The sequence below is a fragment of the Thermostichus sp. MS-CIW-36 genome, from assembly GCF_054059035.1.
Window position 1 is genome coordinate 1 of record NZ_JBSSBR010000016.1, and the last position, 24046, is coordinate 24046.

General features: G+C 59.8%; 20 protein-coding genes. 11 read left to right on the plus strand and 9 right to left on the minus strand.

What is annotated here, in order from left to right:
- Positions 1-112 precede the first annotated feature (112 nt).
- Positions 113-859: a DUF3120 domain-containing protein gene (locus ACVWVQ_RS08470; RefSeq protein WP_457507929.1), complete on the minus strand. Its 747-nt coding sequence runs from the start codon at positions 857-859 to the stop codon at positions 113-115.
- Positions 860-1011: 152 nt separating this feature from the next.
- Between ACVWVQ_RS08470 and ACVWVQ_RS08475 the strand changes: the two genes are divergently transcribed.
- The 3 genes from ACVWVQ_RS08475 (at position 1012) to ACVWVQ_RS08485 (ending at position 4564) form a co-directional block, all read left to right on the plus strand.
- Positions 1012-2055, plus strand: a complete 1044-nt coding sequence (locus tag ACVWVQ_RS08475; protein ID WP_457507931.1) for a glucokinase — start codon at positions 1012-1014, stop codon at positions 2053-2055.
- A 264-nt stretch (positions 2056-2319) separates the two neighbouring features.
- Positions 2320-3306 carry a methyltransferase domain-containing protein gene (locus ACVWVQ_RS08480; protein WP_041436329.1) on the plus strand — a complete coding sequence of 329 codons (987 nt, stop codon included), beginning with the start codon at positions 2320-2322 and terminating at the stop codon, positions 3304-3306.
- 13 nt (positions 3307-3319) lie between these two features.
- Positions 3320-4564, plus strand: coding sequence for an FAD-dependent hydroxylase (locus ACVWVQ_RS08485; protein WP_457466853.1), 1245 nt, complete (start codon positions 3320-3322; stop codon positions 4562-4564).
- On the opposite strand, the gene ACVWVQ_RS08490 is transcribed toward ACVWVQ_RS08485, so the two are convergent.
- From ACVWVQ_RS08490 to ACVWVQ_RS08500, 3 genes are all read right to left on the minus strand, one after another.
- Positions 4534-6261, minus strand: a complete 1728-nt coding sequence (locus tag ACVWVQ_RS08490; RefSeq protein WP_457507933.1) for a helicase HerA domain-containing protein — start codon at positions 6259-6261, stop codon at positions 4534-4536. The genes ACVWVQ_RS08485 and ACVWVQ_RS08490 overlap by 31 nt on opposite strands.
- Positions 6262-6291: 30 nt before the next feature.
- Positions 6292-7095 (minus strand): Ig-like domain-containing protein, encoded by an 804-nt coding sequence (locus ACVWVQ_RS08495; protein ID WP_457507935.1) that lies wholly within the window; start codon positions 7093-7095, stop codon positions 6292-6294.
- A 257-nt stretch (positions 7096-7352) separates the two neighbouring features.
- A complete protein-coding gene (locus ACVWVQ_RS08500; protein ID WP_011432615.1) occupies positions 7353-7721 on the minus strand; it encodes an AbrB family transcriptional regulator in 369 nt (122 codons plus the stop codon).
- Positions 7722-8049: 328 nt separating this feature from the next.
- Between ACVWVQ_RS08500 and coaBC the strand changes: the two genes are divergently transcribed.
- The 5 genes from coaBC to ACVWVQ_RS08525 all read left to right on the plus strand — a co-directional run bounded on the left by coaBC (position 8050) and on the right by ACVWVQ_RS08525 (position 13367).
- Positions 8050-9279: a bifunctional phosphopantothenoylcysteine decarboxylase/phosphopantothenate--cysteine ligase CoaBC gene (coaBC, locus tag ACVWVQ_RS08505; RefSeq protein ID WP_457507992.1), complete on the plus strand. Its 1230-nt coding sequence runs from the start codon at positions 8050-8052 to the stop codon at positions 9277-9279.
- Positions 9280-9347: 68 nt separating this feature from the next.
- Positions 9348-10118, plus strand: coding sequence for a hypothetical protein (locus tag ACVWVQ_RS08510; RefSeq protein WP_457507937.1), 771 nt, complete (start codon positions 9348-9350; stop codon positions 10116-10118).
- A gap of 210 nt (positions 10119-10328) precedes the next feature.
- Positions 10329-11447 carry a calcium/proton exchanger gene (cax, locus tag ACVWVQ_RS08515; RefSeq protein WP_414355509.1) on the plus strand — a complete coding sequence of 373 codons (1119 nt, stop codon included), beginning with the start codon at positions 10329-10331 and terminating at the stop codon, positions 11445-11447.
- 119 nt (positions 11448-11566) lie between these two features.
- Entirely contained in the window at positions 11567-12727 is a 1161-nt protein-coding gene (locus ACVWVQ_RS08520) for a hypothetical protein (RefSeq protein ID WP_457507939.1), read from the plus strand.
- A gap of 130 nt (positions 12728-12857) precedes the next feature.
- On the plus strand, positions 12858-13367 hold the full coding sequence (locus tag ACVWVQ_RS08525; protein WP_457507941.1) for a mechanosensitive ion channel family protein: 510 nt from the start codon (positions 12858-12860) through the stop codon (positions 13365-13367).
- 88 nt (positions 13368-13455) lie between these two features.
- On the opposite strand, the gene ACVWVQ_RS08530 is transcribed toward ACVWVQ_RS08525, so the two are convergent.
- The 3 genes from ACVWVQ_RS08530 to ACVWVQ_RS08540 all read right to left on the minus strand — a co-directional run bounded on the left by ACVWVQ_RS08530 (position 13456) and on the right by ACVWVQ_RS08540 (position 15081).
- Positions 13456-13695: a DNA-directed RNA polymerase subunit omega gene (locus ACVWVQ_RS08530; protein WP_457507994.1), complete on the minus strand. Its 240-nt coding sequence runs from the start codon at positions 13693-13695 to the stop codon at positions 13456-13458.
- Positions 13696-13959: 264 nt separating this feature from the next.
- Positions 13960-14643, minus strand: coding sequence for a DUF2232 domain-containing protein (locus tag ACVWVQ_RS08535; protein WP_414383551.1), 684 nt, complete (start codon positions 14641-14643; stop codon positions 13960-13962).
- 249 nt (positions 14644-14892) lie between these two features.
- A complete protein-coding gene (locus ACVWVQ_RS08540) occupies positions 14893-15081 on the minus strand; it encodes a hypothetical protein (RefSeq protein WP_457403271.1) in 189 nt (62 codons plus the stop codon).
- Between the two features lie 125 nt (positions 15082-15206).
- Between ACVWVQ_RS08540 and ACVWVQ_RS08545 the strand changes: the two genes are divergently transcribed.
- The 3 genes from ACVWVQ_RS08545 (at position 15207) to ACVWVQ_RS08555 (ending at position 19296) form a co-directional block, all read left to right on the plus strand.
- A complete protein-coding gene (locus ACVWVQ_RS08545) occupies positions 15207-16217 on the plus strand; it encodes an ArsJ-associated glyceraldehyde-3-phosphate dehydrogenase (protein WP_457507943.1) in 1011 nt (336 codons plus the stop codon).
- 21 nt (positions 16218-16238) lie between these two features.
- Positions 16239-17525, plus strand: a complete 1287-nt coding sequence (gene arsJ, locus ACVWVQ_RS08550) for an organoarsenical effux MFS transporter ArsJ (protein WP_414355478.1) — start codon at positions 16239-16241, stop codon at positions 17523-17525.
- 139 nt (positions 17526-17664) lie between these two features.
- Positions 17665-19296 (plus strand): alpha-D-glucose phosphate-specific phosphoglucomutase, encoded by a 1632-nt coding sequence (locus tag ACVWVQ_RS08555; protein WP_457507945.1) that lies wholly within the window; start codon positions 17665-17667, stop codon positions 19294-19296.
- Between the two features lie 44 nt (positions 19297-19340).
- Here the strand turns inward: ACVWVQ_RS08555 and ACVWVQ_RS08560 are convergent, their stop codons facing one another.
- The gene (locus tag ACVWVQ_RS08560; RefSeq protein WP_457507947.1) at positions 19341-22826 is read right to left on the minus strand and encodes a hypothetical protein; all 3486 of its coding nucleotides are present in this window, start codon (positions 22824-22826) and stop codon (positions 19341-19343) included.
- Positions 22808-23986: an LptF/LptG family permease gene (locus tag ACVWVQ_RS08565; RefSeq protein WP_457507949.1), complete on the minus strand. Its 1179-nt coding sequence runs from the start codon at positions 23984-23986 to the stop codon at positions 22808-22810. Before ACVWVQ_RS08565 ends, ACVWVQ_RS08560 begins: the two co-directional genes overlap by 19 nt.
- Between the last annotated feature and the right edge of the window lie 60 nt (positions 23987-24046).

The following is a 24046-nucleotide window of genomic DNA, read 5'->3' on the forward strand; positions in this document are numbered from 1 at the left end:
GCGGGATACCGCCATTCTGTTTGGAAACAAACAGAATGCTATCGCTGCATAGTTGAACAGTGATGTTCAGCAGTGTTCAGCGTAAATGTATCAGTTATGGGGATGTCCCAGCTCACCGCAGCAGAGCTGCCCCCCAGCCAAATAGCCCATCCACCAACAGGGTATTCAGCACTGCTCCCGCAAATGCCCAATGGTGCAAGCGGCGGGATCCCTGGACTCTCCACAATCCAACACCCAGCAACAGAAGGCCCAAGCCGATGCCCCAACCCAGGCCCCAGGGGGTAGCCATTTTGTCGAGGGCCGCCCTAAAAGGGACAACCGCCTGCTCCAACCGGTCAAACTGCATCGCCTGCCGCCACTCAGGCAGCAGCCCCACCGAGTGAATGTAGAGATCTGTAACCGCCGTACCCCACAGGGAGCCGAGATAAAACCAGGTACCGATGCGGGCAAACCGTCGCCGTGTCCCCCACCAGACAATCGGGATCCCCAAGGCTTCCATGGGCATGTGCCAAAGAGGCTCAAAGCGCAGCCATCCCCAATACAGGGATCCTGCCAGCCAAGTCAGGGTAAAGCCGTACAGCAAATCTCCCCACAGGCGGGTACGGGGCTGGGAGTAGAGATGCAAGCTAAGGCCCAGCCAGCCCAAAGACATCACCAAACTGACCCAAGGGGCATATCGCACCAGGGGCGCTTGCACAAAAACCGGCAGGCACACCAGCAGAGCTGCCATTCCCCCAATGGCATGGTGGGATCGAAAACGCCTTTGAGCCGAGAGAGGGCGGGGATCCAGCCCGGCCAAACGCTCAGAGGACAGCAGAGGCTCATCTTGGAGAGGGGGTAAAAAAGGTGTAGAAGACAAAATGCAATATTAAAAACCTTTACATTAGTTAACATAGCACCTTCTTTGCCCTTCCCTCTTCTCCCCAGCAGGAGCGGGGAAGCCTTGGGGGCCTGGCATTCTCTCTCCAGAGATGTCAGGGTGGGAAGGAGGTGCTGGCCGGAGGAAACTGTATGGACTTGTTGTTGGCAGGAGACATCGGGGGCACCAAAACCAGCCTCAGCCTTGTCAATGCCGAGGATCCCGAGCACAGCCTTTACCACTGCCGCTATGCCAGCCAAGATTACGCCAACCTCGCCCCAATGGTGGGAGAGTTTCTGGCCCAGGCTCGGCGGGAGCTGGGGCGAGATCCACAGCCTGCTGCCGCCTGTTTTGCAGTGGCCGGCCCCGTCATGGAAACAAGGGGCTCAGGGTCTGAGGGACAGACTGCCAAAGTGACCAACTTGCCCTGGGATCTGCAGTCGAGCCAATTGGCCGCAGAGCTGGGGATCCCGCGCGTAGCCTTGATCAACGACTTCAGCGCTGTGGGGTATGGCGTGCTTGCCCTCAGCGACCAGGATCTGGACACCTTGCAAGTGGGTGAGCGTCAACCGCGGGCTCCGATTGGCGTGATGGGAGCAGGCACGGGTTTGGGGCAGGCTTACCTTACCTGGGGAGAAGGGGGTTACCAAGTTCATGCCAGCGAGGGCGGTCACGTGGACTTTTCCCCGCGCACCCCTCTGGAGTGGGAGCTCTTGAGGTATTTGCAAAAACGGCACGGACGTGTCTCCACCGAGCGGGTGGTCTCGGGGCAGGGGATCGTTGCCATTTATCAATTTTTGCGGGATAGCCAGTGGGGCTCAGGAGAAGAACAGCTGCTGGCCCAAATTGAGGCTTGGGAAAAGGGAGCTAAGCATATTGACCCGGCAGCCCAAATTGCCAATGCTGCCATGGAAGCACGGGATCCTCTGGCGGTGGAGTGTCTGCGGCTTTTCATCAGCCTGTACGGGGCTGCAGTCGGGAACTTTGCCCTACACCTATTGCCGCGCGGGGGCCTGTTCATCGCTGGGGGGATCGCGCCCAAGCTCTTGCGCCTACTGCATCAAGGGGAGTTTTTGTCCTCGTTTTTGGATAAGGGGCGGATGCGTCCTCTTCTGGAGCAACTGTCGGTGCAGGTGGTGGTGAATGCGCAGGTGGGGCTGAGGGGAGCTGCTCGCTACGCCGCCAACCTTTGGTAGGGAGCAGCCGCTGCTACTGAGGTTGCCGCCCCGGCCCAGCAGGCGATCGCAGCAATCCCAATGGGTGCTGGAAAATCTCGCCCAGCCGTCCTTTGCCCCAGACTCCATCTTGAGCCAGCAGATGGGGCAAGATGGGATTGCGCCTTTGCTGGGCTGGATTGGCAGACCCCACACCGGAAAGCACTCTGCCTGTGGCTCCGCCATCCAACTGACAATGATTGCCACCACGCAGAGGGACTTCATAGAAACTTCATGGTTGATCCGATGAATCCAATCTTTTGGGCTTTGGGCATAGCTGTGCTGCTGGCCGTGGGCTTGGCAGCCTATCTGTTGACTGCTCGCAAATACGAGTCTCCCGCCTCTGTGGCCAAGTCTTACGACGAGTGGACTCGGGATGGGATCCTAGAGTTTTACTGGGGCGAACACATTCACCTAGGCCACTACGGCTCTCCTCCCCAACGAAAAAATTTTCTGCAGGCCAAGCACGACTTTGTCCACGAGATGGTGCGCTGGGGGGGGTTGGATCGACTGCCTGCAGGGACAACCGTGTTGGATGTGGGCTGCGGCATTGGTGGGAGCTGCCGCATCTTGGCCCGTGACTACGGCTTTGTCGTTACCGGCATCACCATCAGTCCTCAGCAGGTGAAGCGGGCCCAGGAGCTCACCCCCCCTGATCTGCCTGTCCAGTTTCAGGTGGCAGATGCCCTCGACCTGCCCTTCCCCGATGCCAGCTTCGATGTGGTGTGGTCCATTGAGGCAGGGCCTCACATGCCGGACAAGGCCCGCTATGCCCAAGAGATGCTGCGGGTGTTGAAGCCAGGGGGAATCCTGGTGGTGGCGGACTGGAACCAGCGGGACGACCGGCAAAAGCCCCTGAACTTTTGGGAGCGGCTGGTGATGCGGCAACTGTTGGATCAATGGTCACACCCTTCCTTCTCCAGCATCGAAGGCTTTGCCGAGCAGTTGGAGGCTACTGGCCTGGTGGCAGGACGAGTGGAAACCGCCGACTGGACTCAGGAGACCCTTCCCTCTTGGCTGGATTCCATCTGGCAGGGCATTGTCCGTCCCGAAGGGTTGCTGAAGTTTGGCTTGGTGGGCCTGATTAAGTCGCTACGGGAGGTGCCCACTTTCTTGCTCATGCGCCTGGCCTTCGGCACCGGCCTCTGCCGCTTTGGCATGTTCCGGGCCGTGCGAGCCGCCACGTCGGCAGACTCCACCCGCACAGAAGTGGTTGCCCACAGCAGCCAATAGGAGAATAAGAGAGATGACAACTCTTGCTCCCACTCCGGATACTTTGGCAGCCCTCTACGACGTGATTATCGTCGGCGGAGGCATCGCGGGCTTAACCCTAGCTTGTGCCCTGCGGGGATCCGGCCTGCGGTTGGCCCTCATTGAGGCCCAGTCGGCTGAGGCAGTCAAACAGCGCCCCCTGGCCTATGCCCTTTCGCCGCTGTCAATCCGCATCTTCCGGGCCGTCGGGGTGTGGGAGGCGCTGGCTCCCCACATTACGCCCTTTGCTCAGGTGATTTTAACCGACGCCAACGCTCCCCAGCGGGTGACGTTTAGACCGGAGGATGTGGGGGAAGCGGCAGTTTTCTACTGTGGCGAGCATGCCTGGCTGCAGCAGGCGCTCCAGGAGCAGGTGGCTGCCGATCCCAAAATTAGCTGCTACTACGAAGCCAAGGTGGAGAGCGTAACCTATGGGAAGGCTGCAGCCGAGGTAGAGCTGGAAACGGCCCAGGGGCGTCGCCAACTGCGGGCCTCCCTGGTGGTCGCCGCCGACGGCCTGCGCTCCCAGGTGCGGCAGTGGGCAGGGATCCCTAGCGACGGCTGGGACTATTGGCAGTCCTGCATCACCGCCTTGGTGGCCCCTTCCCAAGACCACCAAAACATTGCCTACGAGCGCTTCTGGCCTGCCGGCCCCTTCGCCATCTTGCCCCTGCCCGGCAACCGCTGTCAGGTGGTCTGGATCATGCCCCACGAGCAGGCCAAAGCCACCCTGGCCCTTCCTCAGGCCGACTTCTTGGCCGAGATGCAGCGCTACTACGGCGGTCAGAGCGGCCAGCTCACTTTGCTGAACCGGCCCCAGGTTTTCCCGGCTCGCCTACGGCAAAGCCGCCGCTACTATCAGCATCGTCTTGCCTTGGTGGGAGATGCCGCCCACCACTGCCATCCGGTGGCTGGCCAAGGGCTCAACCTCGGCATCCGCGACGCCGCTGCCCTGGCCCAGGTGCTCCTAGACGCCTGGAGACGGCATGAGGATCTGGGAGATGTCAAAGTCCTGCGCCGCTACGGTCGCCGTCGCCGCTGGGAAAACTGGGTGGTGCTGCTCTTCACGGATCTGCTCACCCGCACTTTCTCCAACTCCTACTGGCCCGTAGTGGTTATGCGGCGGTGGATCCTGAGAGGGATGATGGCCTTCCCCCCCCTGCGGTGCTTGCTGCTGTGCTTGATGACGGGACTTTGGGGGAGCTCTCCCTACAGTCCCAGCTCCTCCTTGGCCTTCTGAGCGGCCAGGAGCACCTCCGCATCCTCAGCCTGAGACCAGTCAGGATCGGCAATTTCGGCGTAGAACCGCTGGTCGTAGGGGCGGGTTTGCACCACCACTGGCATGGGCACGGCATGGCCCAGAATTAGGGCTTGCTGTTTGGAATCCAGCTTGGCCAACACCGTTCTCAAGTTCTGGCTACCCGCCACCCCTGTGAACACCGCCTCGATATCTTGGTCGTCGTTGAGCAGCGCCGTGATGCGAGTGCCCAACTGCGACATCACCTCGCTGTCGATGCTGGAAGGGCGCTGATCCACCACCAGCAGGGTGACAAAGTACTTGCGCATCTCGCGGGCAATGGTGCCGAAAATGGTCTGCTTGGCTGCCCGCGGATTCAAAAAGCGATGGGCCTCCTCAATGGTGATGCATAGTTGACGGGGCTTGTCGAGGGGATTTTTGGATTGCAAGTACCGCTCCGTCTGATGTACGTAGGCCTGGTGAATGCGGCGGGTGATGACGTTGGCAGCCAACATGTAGGAAAGCAAGTTGGACTGGGATCCAAACTCGATAACCACGTGAATGCCGCGGCTGAGGGCATCCAAAATCTGGCCGATGTAGTTGTGGGGCAGGGTGCTGCGGATGTACTTGAGGTTGTCAAGGCGGGTGAGCTTGCGCTGCAGGGCCATCATCGAGGCTTTGTTGCCCATTTTCTGTTCGCAAAACTCTTGAATCTCGGTGTTGGAAAGGCTCAAGAGGCGGCTGATCCAGTCGCGGCCAAACTCGTTGCGCAGGATAATGGCGTTTTCCAGGCTGGCTTCCGATAGGTTCAGCTCCTCTGCCAACAGGGCCAGATCCTCCACCTCGATCTGGTTGTAGGCGATGAAGAGCTCCTGCGCATCCCGCACCCCTCGCCGCCGGGTGGAATCGGGATCCAGGGTATAGATCTGTACCTGACCGGGAAAGAGCTGCCGCAAGCCCTTGACGGTGCTGGCGTGTTTGTCTTCGCTGGCCGCCTCCCAGCCGTACTCGGAGTGCATGTCAAAGATCAAGTTCACCGCTGCCCGTTTGCGGATGATGCCGGCCAGGATCAGGCGGGCTAGAAAGGACTTGCCGGTGCCCGATTTGCCGAAAATGCCGTTGCTGCGCTCCACCCAGCGATCCAAGTCCAAACAGATGGGCACAGCCATGTCGAGGGGCTGGCCGATAGCAAAGTTGCGCCGCTCTGGGTCATCTTCCCAGCCGAAGACGGTGCGAAAGTCCAGTTCCCGTGCCTCATACACCTGTGAAAAATGGGCGGGCACCGTTTTCACGGGCAGCAGCTCCATCGCGTAAGCGGGACGGAGTTCTCGGCTGGGGGTGGTGGAAGCCGTTTGAGTCTCTGCCAAGTCAGGATGGATCGGAGGATACTCCCCCTCCATCTCCCGCGGCACCAACATCAGCATCGGGGTGAGGGCAATGATGCCGTAGGTGCCGGTACCGGCCAGCACTTCCCGCAGCAGGGTCTCTTCAGGACGGGGGGGGTTGACCAGGATCTGGGGGTTGCTGGTTTCTAGGGTAACGTCGGTGAGCAGGCCGAAGAAGCGGTTGCGCTGCCCCTGGATCACCACGAATTTGCCCACCCGCAAGTCTTCTACCGAGACGCCGGGATTGAGGCGAGCCTCCAGTCCCCGACTCAGGGATCCCTGGATCACGGTGGCCAAGGGTTGAGGAGGGGTCATGGCGTTGGGGCTTGAGTTCCAGATGCCTTGTCAGTTGCCCATCTGTAAGCGGGCGCTGGTGCGGGGGGCGCCATCCTGCACAATCCAGGTGCGGACGATCTCCACTTCCTCCGGCGTCCAAAAGCCCAGACGGGACAGGGGCAGCCCGCGGGCCTGAATGTAAGCAATCTCAGGGGATCCGCCGCGAGCTTGGGGGCGGTTGGGGTTAGTGGCGTTGAGGATGTAGGCGTGGCGGCTCGTCCACCGGGGATTGATCAACTCGCTATTGGGATCCCCGGGCCTGACATAGGCCATCGTGGCCTCATAACTGTCCAGCAACTGGGTGCGCTGCCGTCCTGCCGGCTGATGGCAACCCACACAACTGGCTTCTAGCAGCGGTTTGACATCCCGTTCGTAGGTAAATTGCGGTTCGGTGCGAAAACTCAGCTGAATGGCCTGCTCGAGGGGCAGCCCCTCTTGGGGAGAAAGCGTGAGGGTGTAACGGGTGCTAAAGCGCAAGGGATCCCGAGGCTTAAGCAACAACTCGTCTCCCTGCACATCAAAAATAACCGCTGCCGGCGGATCCAACTGAACCGCCAGACGTTGTAGATTGGGATCCAGTGGCCGATTGAATTGCAGCCGAATGACTCCATCCACAAAAACATCCTGCTGTTCGGGGGTAGGCTGGGAAGACACCCACTCCAAAAATGCCTGACTTTGAGAAGCATTCGACTGAGGCCAAACTTGCCGATGAGACTCGATGACAAAGAACGCTGCTGCCAACAACAACAGCCCCGCCCAAGTTCGCCACCGCCGCCAATGGCGAAAGACATTTTGTACGGTCGGAGTGTTCATTGCCGCAGACCCAATTTAACTGTTGTCAGAATAGCGAACTTAACCCACACTTCAGCCATTGATGAGGTACAAACTGCCAGGGATCCCCAGCGGATCATGAGGATCCCTTGTTCTGAAAAGTAGAAAGACAATGAGCACCGGAGCGAAGGGAAGAGGTCGCTGCTCCCAAGCCCCTAGAGGCCGAAAGGAATACCAAAGGCTTTACCCAAGCTGAGATGAACTCACCAGCAGGGAAAAGCATCCAGGGAGACAGCAAATCAGTTGACCCGCTCCAGCTTGATGTTATGGTGGCCCAGCTTGATCTCGAACTCATCTCCGGGCTTGAGGCCCATCTTCTTGGTGTAGGCAGCTCCAATCAGGAGGTTGCCATTCTTATGAACCGAAACCCGGAAGGTAGGAGCGCGGCCACGGGATCCATTTTCGTCACTAGCGCCGAGATCCACGCCAACGGCCTTCAACAGGGCGTTGTTAAACTGCATCAGATTCACTCGCTCCTGACCATTCTTGGTGTAGGTGACATAACCACAGGCGCGAGCTTTTTCCTTGCGATCCGCATTTCCCATTGAAGTTACCTTGTCGAGGAGCTCTTGGCCAGTGAGTGGTTTTGGTTTACTGGTTGTAGCCATATCGAGATGGTTTTAGGGACAACTGTTAGTGTAGCCAGAAACAAACAGGGATTGCAACAGAGTTTGATCCAATTCCTTCTTATTACAGGGAATAAGTCAGCGACCGCAATGGGATCTGAGGGGTGGTTGCGCAAAACAGCAGTGGGGAATTCCCTCTAAAGGCCAGAACCTGTGGGGGAGACTTTGGCTGAAATTGGGTAATGACAGATCCTCAGGCCCTATTCTCGACAGGGTCAAAAGTATCTTTGGGCGAGGGATCCCCGCTTCGCTGCCGGAATTGAGCAAAAGCAGGGAAACTGGAAACAAGGCTGTTTGCGTGTCACTCGATATGGATCCCTTTTGGTCGGGGCGGCGTCTCCTCATTGGGGTGAGCGGGGGGATTGCTGCTTACAAAACGGCAGCTTTGGTGTCTGCTCTGGTGCAGCAGGGAGCAGAGATCAAGGTGGTTTTGACAAAAGCCGCGGAACATTTTATTTCTCCTTTGGCTTTTGCCACCTTGTCTCGCCAACCGGCTTTCACCGATGCCGCCTTTTGGCAGGCAACACGAGGACGACCGCTGCACATCGAGTTGGGGGAATGGGCGGAGGCTCTCCTCATTGCGCCCTTGTCGGCCAACACCTTGGGCAAGTTGGCTCATGGGCTGGCGGATAATTTGCTCACCAATGTGATCCTGGCTTCCCAGTGTCCGGTGGCGGTGGCACCGGCTATGAATACGCAGATGTGGAAGGCAGAGAAGGTAGCCGAGAATTGGCAGCGGCTGCAGCAGGATCCCCGTTTTTGGGCCTTGCCGACGGCCAGTGGCCGCTTGGCCTGTGATGCGGTGGGGGAAGGGCGCATGTTGGAGCCGGAGGCCCTGCAGGAGTATGTGCGGGCTTTGCTCTGGACAGGGGGGAAAAAAGATTGGCAGGGCAAGCGGGTGTTGGTGACGGCGGGGGGTACACGGGAGCCCATCGACGCAGTGCGTTTTATCGGCAACCCGGCCAGTGGTCGGATGGGAGTGGCGCTGGCGGTGGCGGCAGCCTGCCGGGGGGCGACAGTGACGCTGGTCCATGGGCCGTTGGGGATCTCCTTTGATCCAGCGCCCTTCGCCATTCGGGCCATTCCGGTGGAGACGGCAGCCCAACTGGAGGCGGCTTTGCAGGCGGAATTTCCCCAGGCGGATCTCTTGTGGATGGCTGCTGCTGTGGGGGATGTGCGCCCCTCTCAGGTTTACGCGGGGAAGCTGCCCAAAGCCGATCTACCCCAGATGTTGCCGTTGGAGCCGATCCCTGACCTGCTGGCAGCTCTGGCCCGCCACAAACGCCCTGGCCAACGCCTCATCGGCTTTGCCGCCCAAAGTGGGGATCCCTTGCCACCGGCCAGAGAGAAGCTCCGCCAAAAGGGCCTGGATGCTATTGTGGCCAACCCCATCGACCAACCGGATAGCGGCTTTGGCAGCAGCCACAACCAAGGCTATTGGATCCCCCAGCAGGGAAACCCAGAACGGATCCCATTGGCGACCAAGCCAACCCTGGCCCACCGACTGCTGGATCTGGCCCTGCACTTGGAGTTGGGCTGACTTCGACACCAAGACTAACGATCTTGCCAAAGATCAGGTACCTTTGAGGCTAAGCGCAGAGGGATCCCATGGCGATCATCGTCCTGAAAGCCTGGTATTTGGATTCGGTGTTGTCTGCTTCCCAAGTCCAACAGAGGGCCCCCGACCTGCGCCTAAGCCGTACCGGCCTCTTGAAGACGGCAATGCGGGCCGACTTTCTCGACGATGTGGAGCAGGTGAAGGCTTCCCTGTGGTGGCAGCGCTACCTGGAAGGAGAGCTGGTGGAGTTTTACATCGAGGGCAGCGGTGCCTACAGCATCTCCAACCTCGATTTGATCAGCCGCGAGATCTACTTTAATAAGCGGGCCACTCTGAACATGACCGAGCCCGTCATCTACTTCTGCGGCCAATCGGATTACCCCAACTCCAGCGCCACTCTGCACCGGGCATTGCAAGCCGTGGTAGAGACCCTCAATCGCAACCACGGGCCGGTTGTGCCCCTGCAGCTGCAGGGATCCCTTCCCGCCGAGGCCGAGACCCCGCTCATCGACGCGGCCTTGATTCGCAAGCTTAAGCACGCGCTGCTGGTGGTGGCCGATGTAACCCCTGTGCAGGTGAATGGCCGGGGGCGTCCCCTGCCCAGCCCCCAGGTCTGTCTGGAGTTGGGCTATGCCCTGCAATCGAAGCGCCCTGAACAATTGCTGCTGGTACAACTCCCCCGCGACGGCATCGAGGGATCCTTTCCCTTTGAGGTAGAGGGCAGCAGTTTTTTGAAAATCGCCGATCCCCAGCATCTGTCCGATCAATTGGGAGCCGAGATCGCCCGGCAGTTGCAGCGCAACCGGGTTATCTCCCTCTAGCCAGCAGCACCTATCCAACCTCCCCTCGCAGCCGTTAGACTCTTGGAGATGGTCACTCCTGGCCATGGGGGATCTGGCTCCCCGAAACCCAAACAGCCTCCATCGTCGCTACCTTTTCTCCCCTTGTGAACCATGACCCTGGCTAACGCAAATCCTTTGGTTTCGCCGGATCGCTCTGCGGCAGGTTGGCAGAGAGGTCTGAACAGCATAATGTTCCTGCTGCTGTTGGGGGTTCCCCTATCTTGGGTGGGGCACTTCCGGGGCTGGGATCCCAACCTGGTCTTCCTCTGTGCGGCTTTGGCGGTGGTGGCCTTGGCAAAGTTTATGGGTCAGGCCACGGAAGAGATTGCAGCCTTGACAGGGCCGACAGTCGGGGGGCTGATCAACGCCACCTTTGGCAATGCGGCGGAGTTAATCATCGGCTTGGTGGCACTGCGGGCGGGGCTGGTGGATGTGGTGAAAGCCTCCATCACCGGCGCGATCATCAGCAACCTGCTCTTGGTGGCCGGCTTGGCCATGTTTTTGGGCGGGATCAAGTTTCGGGAGCAGAGCTTTCGACCCGAGGTGGCCCGCATGAATGCCTCGGTGATGAACCTGGCGGTGGTGGCCTTGATCTTGCCCAGCGTGGTCACCTATGCCGATGCCAACTTGGGGGAGATCTCCATCCAAGAGCTATCCACGGCGGTAGCCCTGGTGCTGATCGGGGTTTACGGTCTTACTTTGCTGTTTTCCCTCAAAACCCACAGCTACCTCTACACCCTTCACGAAGCGGAAGCCGCAGAAGATGAGGCGGCCAGTCGCCTGGCCCTCAATCCGGTTTTGCAGGCGGAGGGATCCATTCCCCAAGTGCTGACGGCTCCACCTGAGCGGGCCGGTTTGGGGTTTTGGGTGCTGATCCTCTTGGGGTTGACGGTGCTGGTGGCGCTGGAGTCGGAACTGTTGGTGAGCACTCTAGAGGATACGCTGGAACACTTTCACATGACGCCGCTGTTTATGGGGGTGATTTTGTTGCCGATCATCGGCAACGCGGCAGAGCATGCGACGGCGATCACGGTGGCCATGAAAGACAAGATGGATCTCTCCTTCTCGGTGGCGCTGGGCTCGACGATGCAAATTGCCCTGTTTGTGGCACCTCTGCTGGTGCTGGCCGGGGATGTGCTGCATCAGCCCATGAACTTCAACTTCGGCATGGTAGAGTTGGTGGCCATTGCCGTCTCGGTGCTGCTGATCAATTCCGTCAGCAGCGATGGGCGCTCCAACTGGCTGGAAGGGCTACTGCTCTTGGCCACCTATGCCATCCTCGGGATTGCTTTCTTCTTTCTGGAGTGAGGCGTTAAAGTGTTCTGCACCGCTGACGCGAACGGCTCATGCTGCGAAGCTGCGAATGGTGCCCCGCACCGCTGACGGGAACGGTAGGCAGGCCGAAGCCGAGGAAAACGGGATCCCTGTTGTGGCCTCTCCTTTTCGGTGCATCTTTTGCCCTATCCCCCATAGGCGGGCCCGCATGGGGGCAGGAAACTGCCGAAAACAACGGCACCGCCCCCAACCTGCCTTTGCTCAACCGTTTGGATGCCCTAGAAGAGCTGCGGCAAGCGCTTAGCCTCCCCACCTCTTCTATCCAGGCGGAGGCCGTGACGCTGGATGGGCGGCGTTTGTTCGTGGTTACCGCACCGCAGGGGGATCCCGGCAGCCTGCCGCCGGTGTCGCAGCGGGTGCGCTCCATTGAACAAACCCTGCACCAGTTGGCCAGCGCCGGATTCGATCCAGAGGCGCTGCAGGTTGAAGTCACCCTGGACGGCCAGACCAACCAGCCTGTTATCCGGGTGAATGGGCGACATTTGCTAACCATCACCTCCCTCGATGCTCAATTCCAGGGCGCCCAACCCATGGACTGGGCTGAGAAGGTAGCCGGCATTGTTGAGGAAGCGCTGCGCACTTCGCAACGGGAGCGGCAGCCTCAATTTTTGCGCCGCCAAGCGGTGATTGCCCTCGGCATCTTGGCCGTGGCGGGCAGCCTGAGCCAGCTCTGCCAGCGAAAACGGCGACGGCTGCAGCAAAAACGCGCTGCCCTGCAGACGGAATACCAGGCCATCCAAGCAGAGGTACAGGAGCACCTAGCGGGGGAAGAGCAGTCGGGTGTGGATCCCGTCCTGGTCGAACAACAGGCCGGACGCAAACGGCAGGAATCCTACTTGGAGCTGCAAATTCGCCTGCTACGCCTGGTGCAAATTGGCCTGTGGGTGGGCGGAGTCGGGGTGAGCTTGGGCCTTTTCCCACAAACGCGACCCCTGCAAACGTTTTTCCTGGTTTCCCTGCGCGGCCCTCTGTTGCGGTTGGTAGGGGTGGGTCTGGCCACCTATGGCAGTGTTTGGCTGAGTGGACTGGTACTGGATAACCTCTTTGCTGCCCTGCGCCAAGAGCAAAATGCCCCCACCTATCGCCTCAGCAAACGCCTCAGCACCTTTGCCAGCGTCTGTGACATACTCCCATCACTGACCCTACAGGTACAGCGTGGGCTTCGCGCTTCAAAGTGCTACGCACCGCTGACACGAACGGGGAGCTACTGCAAGAACCCTCCACGCGCAGACACGGGATGTCCCACCGCGTAGCTGTACCAGATTCCGGCAACGCCGTTTTGTACAGCCATGTTGATTATGGCACAGGATATATACGCCTTTCATCCCGACCCTCCTGCTGTTGCAGAGAGTGCGGGGCTTCCCGGCGGTTTAGCTAACCCAGTTGCGCAACACCGAAGGCAGCTTGATCTCCATTCCCAACAGTGCCATCCGGGTGGTGGAAAACCTCTCCAACGGCTGGTCACGGGTGGATCTGGGGATCATGATTGCCTATGAAAATGACCTGGAACAGGCGATACGCATCACCGAGCAGGTGGCTCTGCAGATGTACCGGGAGCCGGCTTGGCGGGAACAAATTCTCGAGCCCCCCGAAATGCACGGTGTCGATGATCTGGGGGAGCGGGGGATCACGTTGCGCATTTGGATCAAGGTGCAGCCCCTGCAGCAGTGGAGGGTGGCGCGGGAATACCGCCGTCGCCTCAAGCACGTCTTCGATCAAGCAGGGATCCAGATTCCTTTCCCACAGCAGACCCTCTGGTTCCACAGCCCCTTGGAGATGCGCATCCAGGGTCTCAGCCCAGAGGAGACCCACCGCCTGCTGCACCTAATGGAATCGCGGCTCGAGGCTCGCCTGCGGGAAAGGGATCCCGTTCCAAGCGACTTGACAAAATAGATAGACGCCGAGGGCTTCCACCCTTAGCCGCTCAGCCAGCTTGCAATTTCAACAGGGCGATCCCGCCAGCGGGCCGTGGGCCTAACGGCTACTCATCGCCGATGATTTCCGGCTCGGTCAGCTCATCCGACATTTCGATGACGGCGCGGCGGATCGGCTTCATCCAGCCATCTTCTATGTCGTCCGGATCGTCGTAGCAGCGGCGCTTGGCGCGGTTGGCCACCTGTACCGTGATGCGATAGCGATTTTTGGAAGCGTTGATCAGAGCCTCTACCCGACGCATCAGCTCGTCATTGTCAATAGCCAGTTGATTTTTGCGCAGGGCCATCATCGCAGTCTTAGTCTTGGTATCTTTTGCCGCCGGGATCCCAAGGGGACTCCGTCCCGCTACCGCGAAAGGACTCCGTCCCGCTACCGCGAAAGGACTCCGTCCCGCTACCGCGATCCTAGCAGAGAACCTTCCAGTTCTTGCATTCCTGTAGCGTTGCATGGCAATAGGGTGGGACTTTTGCCAAGAACTCATTTGTCAAGATTTGTCAAGAACTCATTTGCAGAGCAGCTTGCTCTGCTCTTGTACAACTCACAGGGGCTGCTAATCCAGCAAAAACTGTACCCACTTCGGCGGGGGTGGCAGCGGGCAACGAAAGTGCTCCATCACCAGGGCGGCCACCAAATGCACCGTGAATACGTAGATGAGGGAATTGAAGGCAATAAATCCCACCACCACCACCTGAACCATCCAGGGTTCTGCCACCCAGTAGACGCCCCATCGGCTGAGGGACACATCCAGGAGCCAGTTGGTTAGGCCGGTAAGTTGAATGGTTACATAGATCCAGAGGTTTTCCCCCACCAGTAGGGAGGAAAGCACCAACTGGAAGATCAAGCCCAGGGCGCTGAGCACAGCCCCGCTCACCACCGAGACGTACCAGGAAAGACGCTGCTGCCACAGGCGGGCACACCAATAGCCCAGCAGACCATAGGGAATGACATAGAGAATGCTGCGCGTGGGCCCTATCAGCACCGTCAGCAACAGGCCGGAGACCACCAGGGCCATTGCCCCTGTGCGGGGATCCCAGCGCATCACCGCCAGCGCCACCGGGATGGGGAAAAACAGGCGCATGAAAGGAGCTAGCGGCGTGTAGCTCAGGATCCAGATCAAGGCTGCCGTACTGGCCAAAAAAGCTGTCTCCACCACCCTCAAGGCCGGAGAACGGGGAGGTGGGGGGGGTAAGGGAGGAAAGTCATCCTGCACAGAGGGCTGAGGCGGCGGGGGCACATCCAGAAAAGCACAACTTTTCCCAGCTTAGCTTGTCGGGGTGTGGGGGTAGCTAAGCCCCGCACTGTACTCGTAGAGTCAATGTCGGGATACAGATACCCCCACATGGTGTATGATGGGAGTACTTGCACAAAACGGCTTTTGCCGGAATCTGGTGCAACTACGCGGTAGGGCATTCCGTGTCTGCTCGTGGAGGGTTCTTGCGTAGGCTCCCCGATGAAGCGAGAAGCCCACGCTGTACCCGTAGGGTCAGCGATGGGAGTATGTCACGCCACCGGTTGCCGGGTTGGGCGAATTGTTGCCCAGAGGTGTGGATCTGGACTGCAAATCGGCTACAGGATAGGCCCTGTTGTCGATTGGGGCTGCCTCAGCGGATCCCTTTTGGATTTCAGGACATTCGGCAACATTTCCCAAGGCCAACCGTGAACCGACCCCCATCGGCCAGTCTCTCCTGACCCTACCCATCAACTTGTCTTGAAACGACTAGGGCGTTCTGATAAAGTCGAGGCGGGATTTGCCCTGAGAGAGCGGGATCCCTTCTGGACAAGTCTAGGGTCAATGCTATGGCAGTGCGGGTGGGCATCAACGGTTTTGGCCGCATTGGACGGCTGGTGTTGCGGGCTGCTTGGGGCTGGAAAGAGCTGGAATTCGCCCACATCAACGAGATCAAAGGGGGAGCGGCGACGGCGGCCCACCTGTTGAAGTTTGACTCGGTGCAGGGCCGCTGGGCTATCGACATTGAGGGATCCGATAACCGGCTGCGCATCCAAGAGAAAACCCTCACCTTCAGCGAACACAAATCCCCCGGTGAAGTGCCCTGGGCAGAGTTGGGGATCGAGCTAGTGCTGGAATGCTCGGGCAAATTTGTCAAGGCAGCGGAGCTGGATGCCTACTTCAAAGCGGGGGTGCGCAAGGTGATTGTGGCTGCCCCTGTCAAGGACGAAGAGGCCCTCAACATTGTTATGGGCGTCAACGATCACCTGTACGACCCGGCCCGGCACCATTTGCTCACGGCGGCTTCCTGCACCACCAACTGCCTGGCTCCTTTGGTGAAGGTCATCCACGAGGGGATCGGCATTGTTCACGGGGTGATCACCACCATCCATGACGTCACCAATACCCAAACCATGGTGGATGCCCCCCACAAAGACCTGCGGCGGGCCCGCTCCGCTCTGCTGTCTTTGGTGCCCACCACCACCGGCTCGGCCACGGCCATTGGGCTGATTTACCCCGAACTCAACGGCAAGTTGAACGGCATTGCCGTGCGCGTGCCCCTCTTGAATGCTTCCCTAACCGATGCCGTGTTTGAGGTCAGGCGGCCCACCACTGTGGAGGAGGTTAATCACCTTTTAAAAACGGCAGCCGAGGGCCCACTCAAAGGCATCCTTGGCTATGAGGAGCTGCCCTTGGTCTCGGTGGATTTCAAAGGGGATCCCCGCTCCAGCATTGTGGATGCGCCCTCGACGATGGTGGTGGATGGTACCCAGGTGAAGATCCTGGCCTGGTACGACAACGAATGGGGCTACGCCAACCGCATGGCGGAACTGGCCCGCAAAGTGGCCCGCAGTCTATAGATCCCCTTTGGAGACCTGCCCATGACTTCTGTTTCGACGGCTCAAGCCTCTGCGGTTCGCAACTACGCCCTGGTTACAGCGGCCTATTGGGGGTTCACCATCACCGATGGCGCCATCCGCATGTTGGTGCTGCTGCACTTCCACAAGTTGGGCTTTACCCCGATCCAAATTGCCATGCTGTTTCTCTTCTACGAGATCTTCGGGGTGATTACCAACTTCCTGGGCGGCTGGATTGGATCCCTGTTTGGCCTGCGGCTGACCCTCTATGGGGGCATTGCCATCCAGATCTTCGGTTTGGTGATGCTGGGCGTGTTGAACATGCAGTGGCCGGTCTGGGGTCAGGTGGCCTACGTGATGACGGCCCAAGCTCTGGCCGGGATCGCCAAAGACCTCACCAAGATGAGCTCCAAAAGCGCCATCCGCCTGGTGGTGCCCAAAGAAGCGGAATCCCGCCTGTTTCGTTGGGTGGCTATGCTCACGGGATCCAAAAACGCCCTCAAGGGGGTGGGGTTCTTTGTGGGAGCGGCCCTGCTGCAGATCTTCACCGAAATCTACGGGGATCCCATGGGCTTCCGCATGGCCAACTTTGTCCAGGCGGGGGCGTTGGCTTTGATCTTCTGTTCGGGGGCGCTGCTGCCTGCAGACATGGGCAAAATCAAGGCCAAGATCCCCTTCAAGCGGCTGTTTTCCAAGAGCAGAGAGATCAACATCCTCTCGGCAGCTCGCTTTTTCCTGTTTGGGTCGCGGGATGTGTGGTTTGTGGTGGCCCTGCCGGTGTTTCTCTACGACGAGCTGGGCTGGACTTTTATGCAGGTGGGCAGTTACATGGCCATCTGGGTGATTGGCTATGGGTTCATTCAGTTTGTAGCGCCGCAACTGCTGGGTGGGGGTCGCCCTGGCCGTGCTCCCAAGGCCCGCACCATCCAGATTTGGACCTTCGTGCTGACGGCGGTGCCGGCGATCATTGCCACAGCCTTCATGGCCGGGCTGGCACCGGAGCTGGTGATCACCGGCGGCTTGATCCTGTTCGGGATCGTCTTTGCCTTCAATTCGGCAGTGCATTCCTACCTGGTGCTGGCCTACACGGAAGACGACGACGTAGCCCTCAATGTGGGCTTTTATTACATGGCTAATTCCGGCGGGCGGCTGTTGGGGACGGTAACTTCTGGGATCCTCTTCCAGTTCTACGGATTGGAGGGCTGTCTTTGGTTTTCCACCCTCTTGATCTTGGCGGCGGGGCTGTTCTCGTTGAAATTGCCGGATCCCAGCAAAACCCCGGTGGAGTGGGTGGTTAAGCCAGGGGATTGAGGATGGAGGGCTACCAGCGGAGATCGATGCATCCATTCGACCCATCCACAAATGGGTGGAGGGGAAAGAACTCTGCTCAGCACAAACGAGAGGCCCAACGATGAGATAGTAGAGGAGCAAGCAGCTTTTCCGGCAGCCTATGAGCCTGCGCATTGTTCCCACGACGCCCTTCCCTGGCCAAAGACCCGGCACTTCTGGCCTGCGCAAGCCGGTGTCCGTGTTTCAGCAGCCCCACTACCTGGAAAACTTCGTCCAATCCATTTTTGATGTCCTAGAGGGATCCAGCGGCCAAACCCTGGTGGTGGGGGGAGATGGCCGCTACTACAACCGCGAGGCCATTCAGATCCTGCTCAAGATGGCGGCGGCCAATGGTATTGGGCGGGTGTTGGTGGGGCAGGGAGGGATCCTCTCCACGCCGGCGGTTTCCTGTCTCATCCGCAAGTACGGCGCCTACGGGGGGATCATCTTCTCCGCCAGCCACAACCCCGGCGGCCCCCAGGGGGATTTCGGCATCAAGTACAACATCGGCAACGGTGGCCCTGCCCCGGAGAAGGTGACCGAGGCCATTTACGCCCGCACCCAGCAGATCCGGGAGTACCGCATCCTGGAAGCTCCCGATGTCGATCTGGATCGCTTGGGCGAGCAACGGCTGGGGTCCCTCACGGTGTCCGTCATCGACCCGGTGGCCGATTACTTGAGCCTGATGCAGCGTCTGTTCGATTTCGAGGTCATCCGCGACTACCTGGCCTCTGGGATCCGCATTGCCTTCGACGCCATGCACGCCGTCACCGGCCCCTATGCCCACGCCATTTTCCAGGGATCCCTGGGAGCACCAGAGGGCAGTGTGCTCAACGGGCAGCCCCTGCCGGATTTTGGCGGCGGACACCCGGATCCCAACCTGGTGCATGCCCGCCCATTGGTGGAACTGTTGTTTCGGGAAGATGGGCCGGACTTTGGGGCCGCTTCCGATGGGGATGGGGATCGCAATCTGATCCTGGGCCGCCAATTTTACGTGACCCCCAGCGACAGCTTGGCAGTGCTGGCAGCCAATGCCCACCGGGTACCCGGCTACCGAGAAGGTCTGGCGGGAATTGCCCGCTCCATGCCCACCAGCCAGGCAGCGGATCGGGTGGCGGCCAAGCTGGGGATCCCTTGCTACGAAACGCCTACTGGCTGGAAATTCTTCGGCAACCTGCTGGATGCCGGCAAGGTCACCCTCTGCGGGGAAGAGAGCTTCGGCACCGGATCTCACCACATCCGGGAAAAAGACGGGCTCTGGGCCGTCCTGTTTTGGCTGAACATTTTGGCCGTTCGACGGCAGCCGGTGCGGCAGATTGTGGAAGAACACTGGCGCACTTATGGGCGCAACGTCTACTCCCGTCACGACTACGAGGGACTGCCGGTGGAGGTGGCCGAAGCGCTGATGGCAGACTTGCGACGCTCCCTGCCTGGGTGGGTGGGCCAGCGCTTGGGATCCCAGCTGGTGGCCTACGCTGACGACTTCAGCTACACCGATCCCGTGGACGGCAGCACCACCAGCCACCAAGGGATCCGCATTGGCTTTGAGGATGGATCCCGCATCATCTACCGGCTTTCGGGAACCGGCACCCACGGAGCCACCCTGCGGGTGTACCTGGAGCGATTGGAGCTGGATCCCGCCCGACATGGCCTGGAGCCCCAAGCGGCCTTGGCCGAACAGATTCAACTGGCCGATCACCTTGCCCAAATTCGCGCCCGCACCGGTCGGCAGCAGCCAGACGTCATCACCTAGCCCGTCGCAACAGTGGACAGGGAGCCTTCCCAGGGAAGCGGGGATCAGGGCCTGAGGCCATCCCAGCCGGTCGCGTCGGCGCCGCGGAGCAAAAAGGTGCCGATAGGAGAGGTGATGGGAGAGGTCAGTTGAAAATCTCCCCGCTCTTGGGTGAGGCCCACCGGGCGACTGGGGAAAGCCACCAGGATCCCTTCCAGGCGCAGCGACTCGGCTACCGGATCGTAGGCCAGGCGCAGCTCAAAATCCCGCAGGTCACGGCGAACTTCCACCCGGCGGATCCCTTCTTCCGTCAGGCCCAAGCGCAGCCGCCAGTGATTTTGCCATCGCGTGCCGAGGGTGGCATCCAGCTCCAGACCATAGGTAGAGATCTGGCCCAACCGGGGATCGTAAACCGCCTGCAGCGCATAGCTGATCCCCGGCTCATACACATCCAGGCCGGAGCGTTGATCCCGGTTAAATGTGGTGCTGCTGCGTCCCCGATATTCCAGACGAACGGGTTGGAGCTGTCCCTGGTTCAGGTCGTAGGCCGTCTGCAACTGAATGTTGAACAGATCAGGGGCGGTGCTCCAGGTGAAGTTGGCGTTGAGGGTATCCCACTTCTGGGTGATGAAGTCGTAGCCAAGGCTGGTGTCCAGGCGCACCAGGTTTTTCACCTCTGCCTGCAGCTCCTGCAAGTTGCGGGAGGCAATCGCTGCCAAATCCTCCGGGGTATCGTCGGGGAAGGTCAGGGCTATCGGCAGCTCGCCGGGCAGGTCATCTTCAAAGGCAATGTAGCCTGGGGGCACATCGGGTAGGGGATCGCGGGGCGTAAAGAAGCTGATGTTGGCATTGATGCGATCCACATCTTTAGGGCTGGTGGAGAGGGTTTGGAAGGGCACAGAATTGTTGCCGTAGAAGGTGCGGCTGTAGCGCAGGTCGATGGTATTCCAGTCGGCAGGTCTGAGACTGAGGCGAGGGTTGAGGCTGACGGTAGACTCCTGGTCAGGAGTGGAGTAGAGAACTTGGGTGTAATCGATAGAACCTGGCATGAAGGTGATCCAGGGAGCCGGTTGAATATCGTTGAACTGGAGGCTGGAGCGCAGCTCGTAGCGATTGAAAAAGTGGAGACCTGCCCCCACCTCTTGATCCGGCTGTTGCTCTTGAGTCAGGGTGAGGGCGCTGCTGAGGGCAATATCGGGCGTGATGCGAATGAGGTCGGGGTTAAAGGCCAGCTCGAAGTTGCGACGCGGCTCGTTGTCGCCATTGGAACTGCTGTAGGCACGGTAGGCCAGGCGATAGGTACCTCCCCAACCGGGTGGGGTCAGTTGAGTGCCCAGCGTCAACCGCGCATCGGCAAAGTCGGGGCCATCTTTGACGCTCACCCGCTGGTTGTAGTCCAAGCGCAGATTCGATTGCAGCCAATGCACGCCCCCGTAGCGCTGAGTGTGGCTGAGGGTGAGGGGGAAGCTGTAGATGCCCCGCTCCTGGGATCCGGTGCGGCTGATGTTGAGGGTGGTGGTGGAGAGATCCCCCTGAAAGGTGGCGTTGAGGCGGAGATCGGCGTTGTCGTTGCGACCGCCGGCAGGACGGTAGGTGTTGTCCAGGTTGAGGTTGAGCTGTCCCCGCAGTTGGCCTTCCTGCCCAAAGAGGTTGGCAGCGTAAAAGTCGAAGTTGTGGTCGATGCGGAAACGGCTGGAGAAGCGCTGTTGGTCGGCTTCGGTAACCAAGTAAAACTGGGCTCGCCCGTAGTTGACGCTGTCCGGGATGGGCAGGATGTAGTCATGCAAGAAACCAATGCCCACCCCTTTTTTCTGGATGGCATCCAGCCGCAGGCCGCCGAAGTTGTATTCGTCGAAGCGGTAGGCCCAACTGGATTTGACAAACACCCCCTCTGTCTCGCTGCGCCCCGGCAGCACCCATTGGTGATCTCGCAGGCTGTAGATGAACAGGGGGAAATAGGCGATCTGAAGGCCCGCCCGCAGATCCCCTGCTTCTGTCAGCTCGCCGCCGGCAAACACGCGGGCGTCGTAGACGATCACCCGGTCATCGGGAAACACCTCCACCCGATCCCCTTGCACGTAGTGGGTGATGGGTGGCTCTGGCGAGGTGGTGACGGTGGCTTTCTCGAAAAAGATCTGATCCCCCAAAATGGCGGTGGTCTCTTGGCTGCGCACAAAGACCTTGGTGCCCGGCTCCTCCCCCGGCAGAATGACCAGCGAGCTCTCAAATTGGGCGGTGCGACCGGGGATATCCAGATCCAAATTTCGCCCTTCGATTTGCCGGATCCCGCGCCCTTGGGGGCCAGGGGGCTGCTCCATGCGAAAAGGGCCCTCGCTGCGCAGGCGTCGCTCCCGCCGATAAAACAGCAGCCGGTCGCCGGTGATGCGGGTGCCGTCGGCCAGTTGGATCAAGGCGTTCCCCTCGGCAATGCCCAGGTCTTGTTCGGCGATGTAGCTGAGCACATCCCCGCTGACGTTGATTTGATCCGGGTCAAGGGGAATTTGCCGCTGCGCGGTGGCCGAGAGCTGCTGGCGAATCTGGGATCCCTGGCTAACGTTCCCTGTCGCCGAGACGGCATCTGCCCCGGTGCCCAGATCCCGCAAAAGGGGGAACTGCTCCAGCAGTTGAGGAGCCAGGGGTGAGCCCGCAGTGGGGACAAAGGCTTCCCTGCCCCTTTGAGTGGCCATGGGGGATCCCGTCAGCCCCGACCCAGGGGTGGCCTCTGCCAACAGGACACCGCCCAAATCCAAGCTCCCACCGGCTTGGGAGATCAAGGGAGGAACCGTCGAAGCTGGGATCCGATTTAACCTTGCCTCTGAACCGGCTCCACCTTGCAGTTGGGCCGTAGCCCGGTTTTCGCCATTGGATTCCGATCGCGTTAGCGGGACGGAGTCCTTGGTGGGGCGCAGCCAGGGTTGCTCTTCCACCCGCAGGGCCTCAGCCTGAGAAGTCATGGGCTGGGAAAGTCGAAGGGAGTCCAGGGTGGGAACTGCCGCGGTGGGCGTCGCCGGTGAAGGGGGTTGGGGAGAAGGTGTTGCCTGGGCCTGCTGCGCCTGTCGCCGAGCATGGGCTGCTGCCCCTTCGGCCAACAGCCGTTGTAGCCGCTGTCGGTTCAGTTCTTCTGGCGTGAGGGGCTTTTCAGGAGAGTTGGCAAGGGGAGGGGATCCAAAGTCTGAAACCGGGGCCGTAGGGGGTGGGGTTGCCGCAGTCAAGGCCGTAGCAGGCAGGGGAGAAGCAGCCGCCGGCGGGGAGGATTGCGCCTCAACCAGGGTAATGGGATCTCCATCGGTAGGAGCAATCGGTTCTGGACTGGAAGCCCGGCGGGCCAGTTGCAGGCGCTGAGCAAGTGTTTGCGCTGACCGAAAGCGCTGGTAGCCCTCCAGAGAGAACTCCGTCCTGCCGACGCCAACAGTGGGCAGGGGGTCCAACTGGGCGAAGACGGCCTCCCCCGTCCCCAACCACAGGGAGCCGCCCCAGCAAAGAGCCAACCACTTTGCCCAAGGGCTGAAGTCAGGGGGGAAGTTGCAGGATTTCACCGTAAAAACCGCCACAGTAAAGAGAAGCCCACCCCACCGAAAATCATATTCGGCAACCAGGCAGCCAGCCAGGGATCGATGTGCTCAACTCGACCCATCGCTCGTCCCAGGCTCATCAGTACATAGTAAATAAACACCAGAACAATCGCTAGCGCCACGCCGCCGTAGCGCCCCGTTTGCCGCACCGTTTGCAGGCCCAAGGGGGCAGCCACCAAGATGGCGAAAAAGCTGGCCAAAGGAATGGCGAACTTGAGGTGGTATTCCGTCAGGCAGCGAGCCACATCGGCAGAAGGACGTTGCTCCGCTCGATATCGCTGGCACTGCTCCCACAGCTCCCCCGCCCGTTGCTCTTGGGGCACCTTTTCCGCGTACACCAGGCCCACCAGTTTGTTGACGATGTTGAGCTGCATTTCTTCCACCTGGCCTTCATAGTAGGTGCGCCCCTGCTCGTCATAACGGCGGATCACCACATCTCGCAGTTGCCACGATTGGCCCACCTGCTGCGCGGTTTGAGCGGAGATCACCTGCGGATAGCGCAGGTGGCCGGTCTCAGCTTTGCGATCCAGGATCAACAAATCCTGCATCAAGCCGGTCTTCGGGTCAATCGATCCGACATGAAACCAGAGATCATCATCCACCCGCACGATCTCTTCTGGATTAAACAAAAGAGCATCTTGAGCCAAGATGAGGTTCTTGTTCAGGATTTTCACCTTTTGGTTGGTTTCCGGCACAATCACTTCATTGGTCAACAGCGCCAAGCCGCTGATCAGCAGGCCAATACAGAGCACGGGGATAAACACTTTGCGATAGGGGATCCCAGCAGCGCGCAGGGCGATGATCTCGCTATCGGCTCCCATTTTGCCCAGGGTGAGCAAGGTGGCAAAGAGGCCGGCAATGGGAAAGGTGACCACCAAAATGGCGGGCAAATTGAGGAGGAGAATGTGCAAAATGGTCAGGGGAGGGGCGCCCTTTTTCACCAGCAGATCGGTGTAGATAAACAGCTGGTTGCCCAGCATCAGCACCGTGCCCCCGGCCACCCCCAGAAAGAAGGGGCGGATCATCTCTTTGAAGAGATAAAACTCCAAAAAGGCAGCTCCCAATCTCAGGGATCCCCAAAAGCTGCCCGCTTGAGCAGGGGTTCTGCGCAGTTTGCCCTCGGCGAGTGGAGCCGTCATGACATCACCTCGGATCACAACCTCAGCCAAACCTGGACGATCAAAAACCACAGATGGCTC

What these genes read in the sequence shown, in the direction of transcription:
- ACVWVQ_RS08475 (WP_457507931.1), top strand. Translation starts at nt 1,012, where the DNA reads ATGGACTTGTTGTTGGCAGGAGACATCGGGGGCACCAAAACCAGCCTC.
- ACVWVQ_RS08480 (WP_041436329.1), top strand. Translation starts at nt 2,320, where the DNA reads ATGAATCCAATCTTTTGGGCTTTGGGCATAGCTGTGCTGCTGGCCGTG.
- ACVWVQ_RS08485 (WP_457466853.1), top strand. Translation starts at nt 3,320, where the DNA reads ATGACAACTCTTGCTCCCACTCCGGATACTTTGGCAGCCCTCTACGAC.
- ACVWVQ_RS08490 (WP_457507933.1), bottom strand. Translation starts at nt 6,261, where the DNA reads ATGACCCCTCCTCAACCCTTGGCCACCGTGATCCAGGGATCCCTGAGT.
- ACVWVQ_RS08495 (WP_457507935.1), bottom strand. Translation starts at nt 7,095, where the DNA reads ATGAACACTCCGACCGTACAAAATGTCTTTCGCCATTGGCGGCGGTGG.
- ACVWVQ_RS08500 (WP_011432615.1), bottom strand. Translation starts at nt 7,721, where the DNA reads ATGGCTACAACCAGTAAACCAAAACCACTCACTGGCCAAGAGCTCCTC.
- coaBC (WP_457507992.1), top strand. Translation starts at nt 8,050, where the DNA reads ATGGATCCCTTTTGGTCGGGGCGGCGTCTCCTCATTGGGGTGAGCGGG.
- ACVWVQ_RS08510 (WP_457507937.1), top strand. Translation starts at nt 9,348, where the DNA reads ATGGCGATCATCGTCCTGAAAGCCTGGTATTTGGATTCGGTGTTGTCT.
- cax (WP_414355509.1), top strand. Translation starts at nt 10,329, where the DNA reads ATGTTCCTGCTGCTGTTGGGGGTTCCCCTATCTTGGGTGGGGCACTTC.
- ACVWVQ_RS08530 (WP_457507994.1), bottom strand. Translation starts at nt 13,695, where the DNA reads ATGGCCCTGCGCAAAAATCAACTGGCTATTGACAATGACGAGCTGATG.
- ACVWVQ_RS08540 (WP_457403271.1), bottom strand. Translation starts at nt 15,081, where the DNA reads ATGGGGGTCGGTTCACGGTTGGCCTTGGGAAATGTTGCCGAATGTCCT.
- ACVWVQ_RS08545 (WP_457507943.1), top strand. Translation starts at nt 15,207, where the DNA reads ATGGCAGTGCGGGTGGGCATCAACGGTTTTGGCCGCATTGGACGGCTG.
- arsJ (WP_414355478.1), top strand. Translation starts at nt 16,239, where the DNA reads ATGACTTCTGTTTCGACGGCTCAAGCCTCTGCGGTTCGCAACTACGCC.
- ACVWVQ_RS08555 (WP_457507945.1), top strand. Translation starts at nt 17,665, where the DNA reads ATGAGCCTGCGCATTGTTCCCACGACGCCCTTCCCTGGCCAAAGACCC.
- ACVWVQ_RS08565 (WP_457507949.1), bottom strand. Translation starts at nt 23,986, where the DNA reads ATGACGGCTCCACTCGCCGAGGGCAAACTGCGCAGAACCCCTGCTCAA.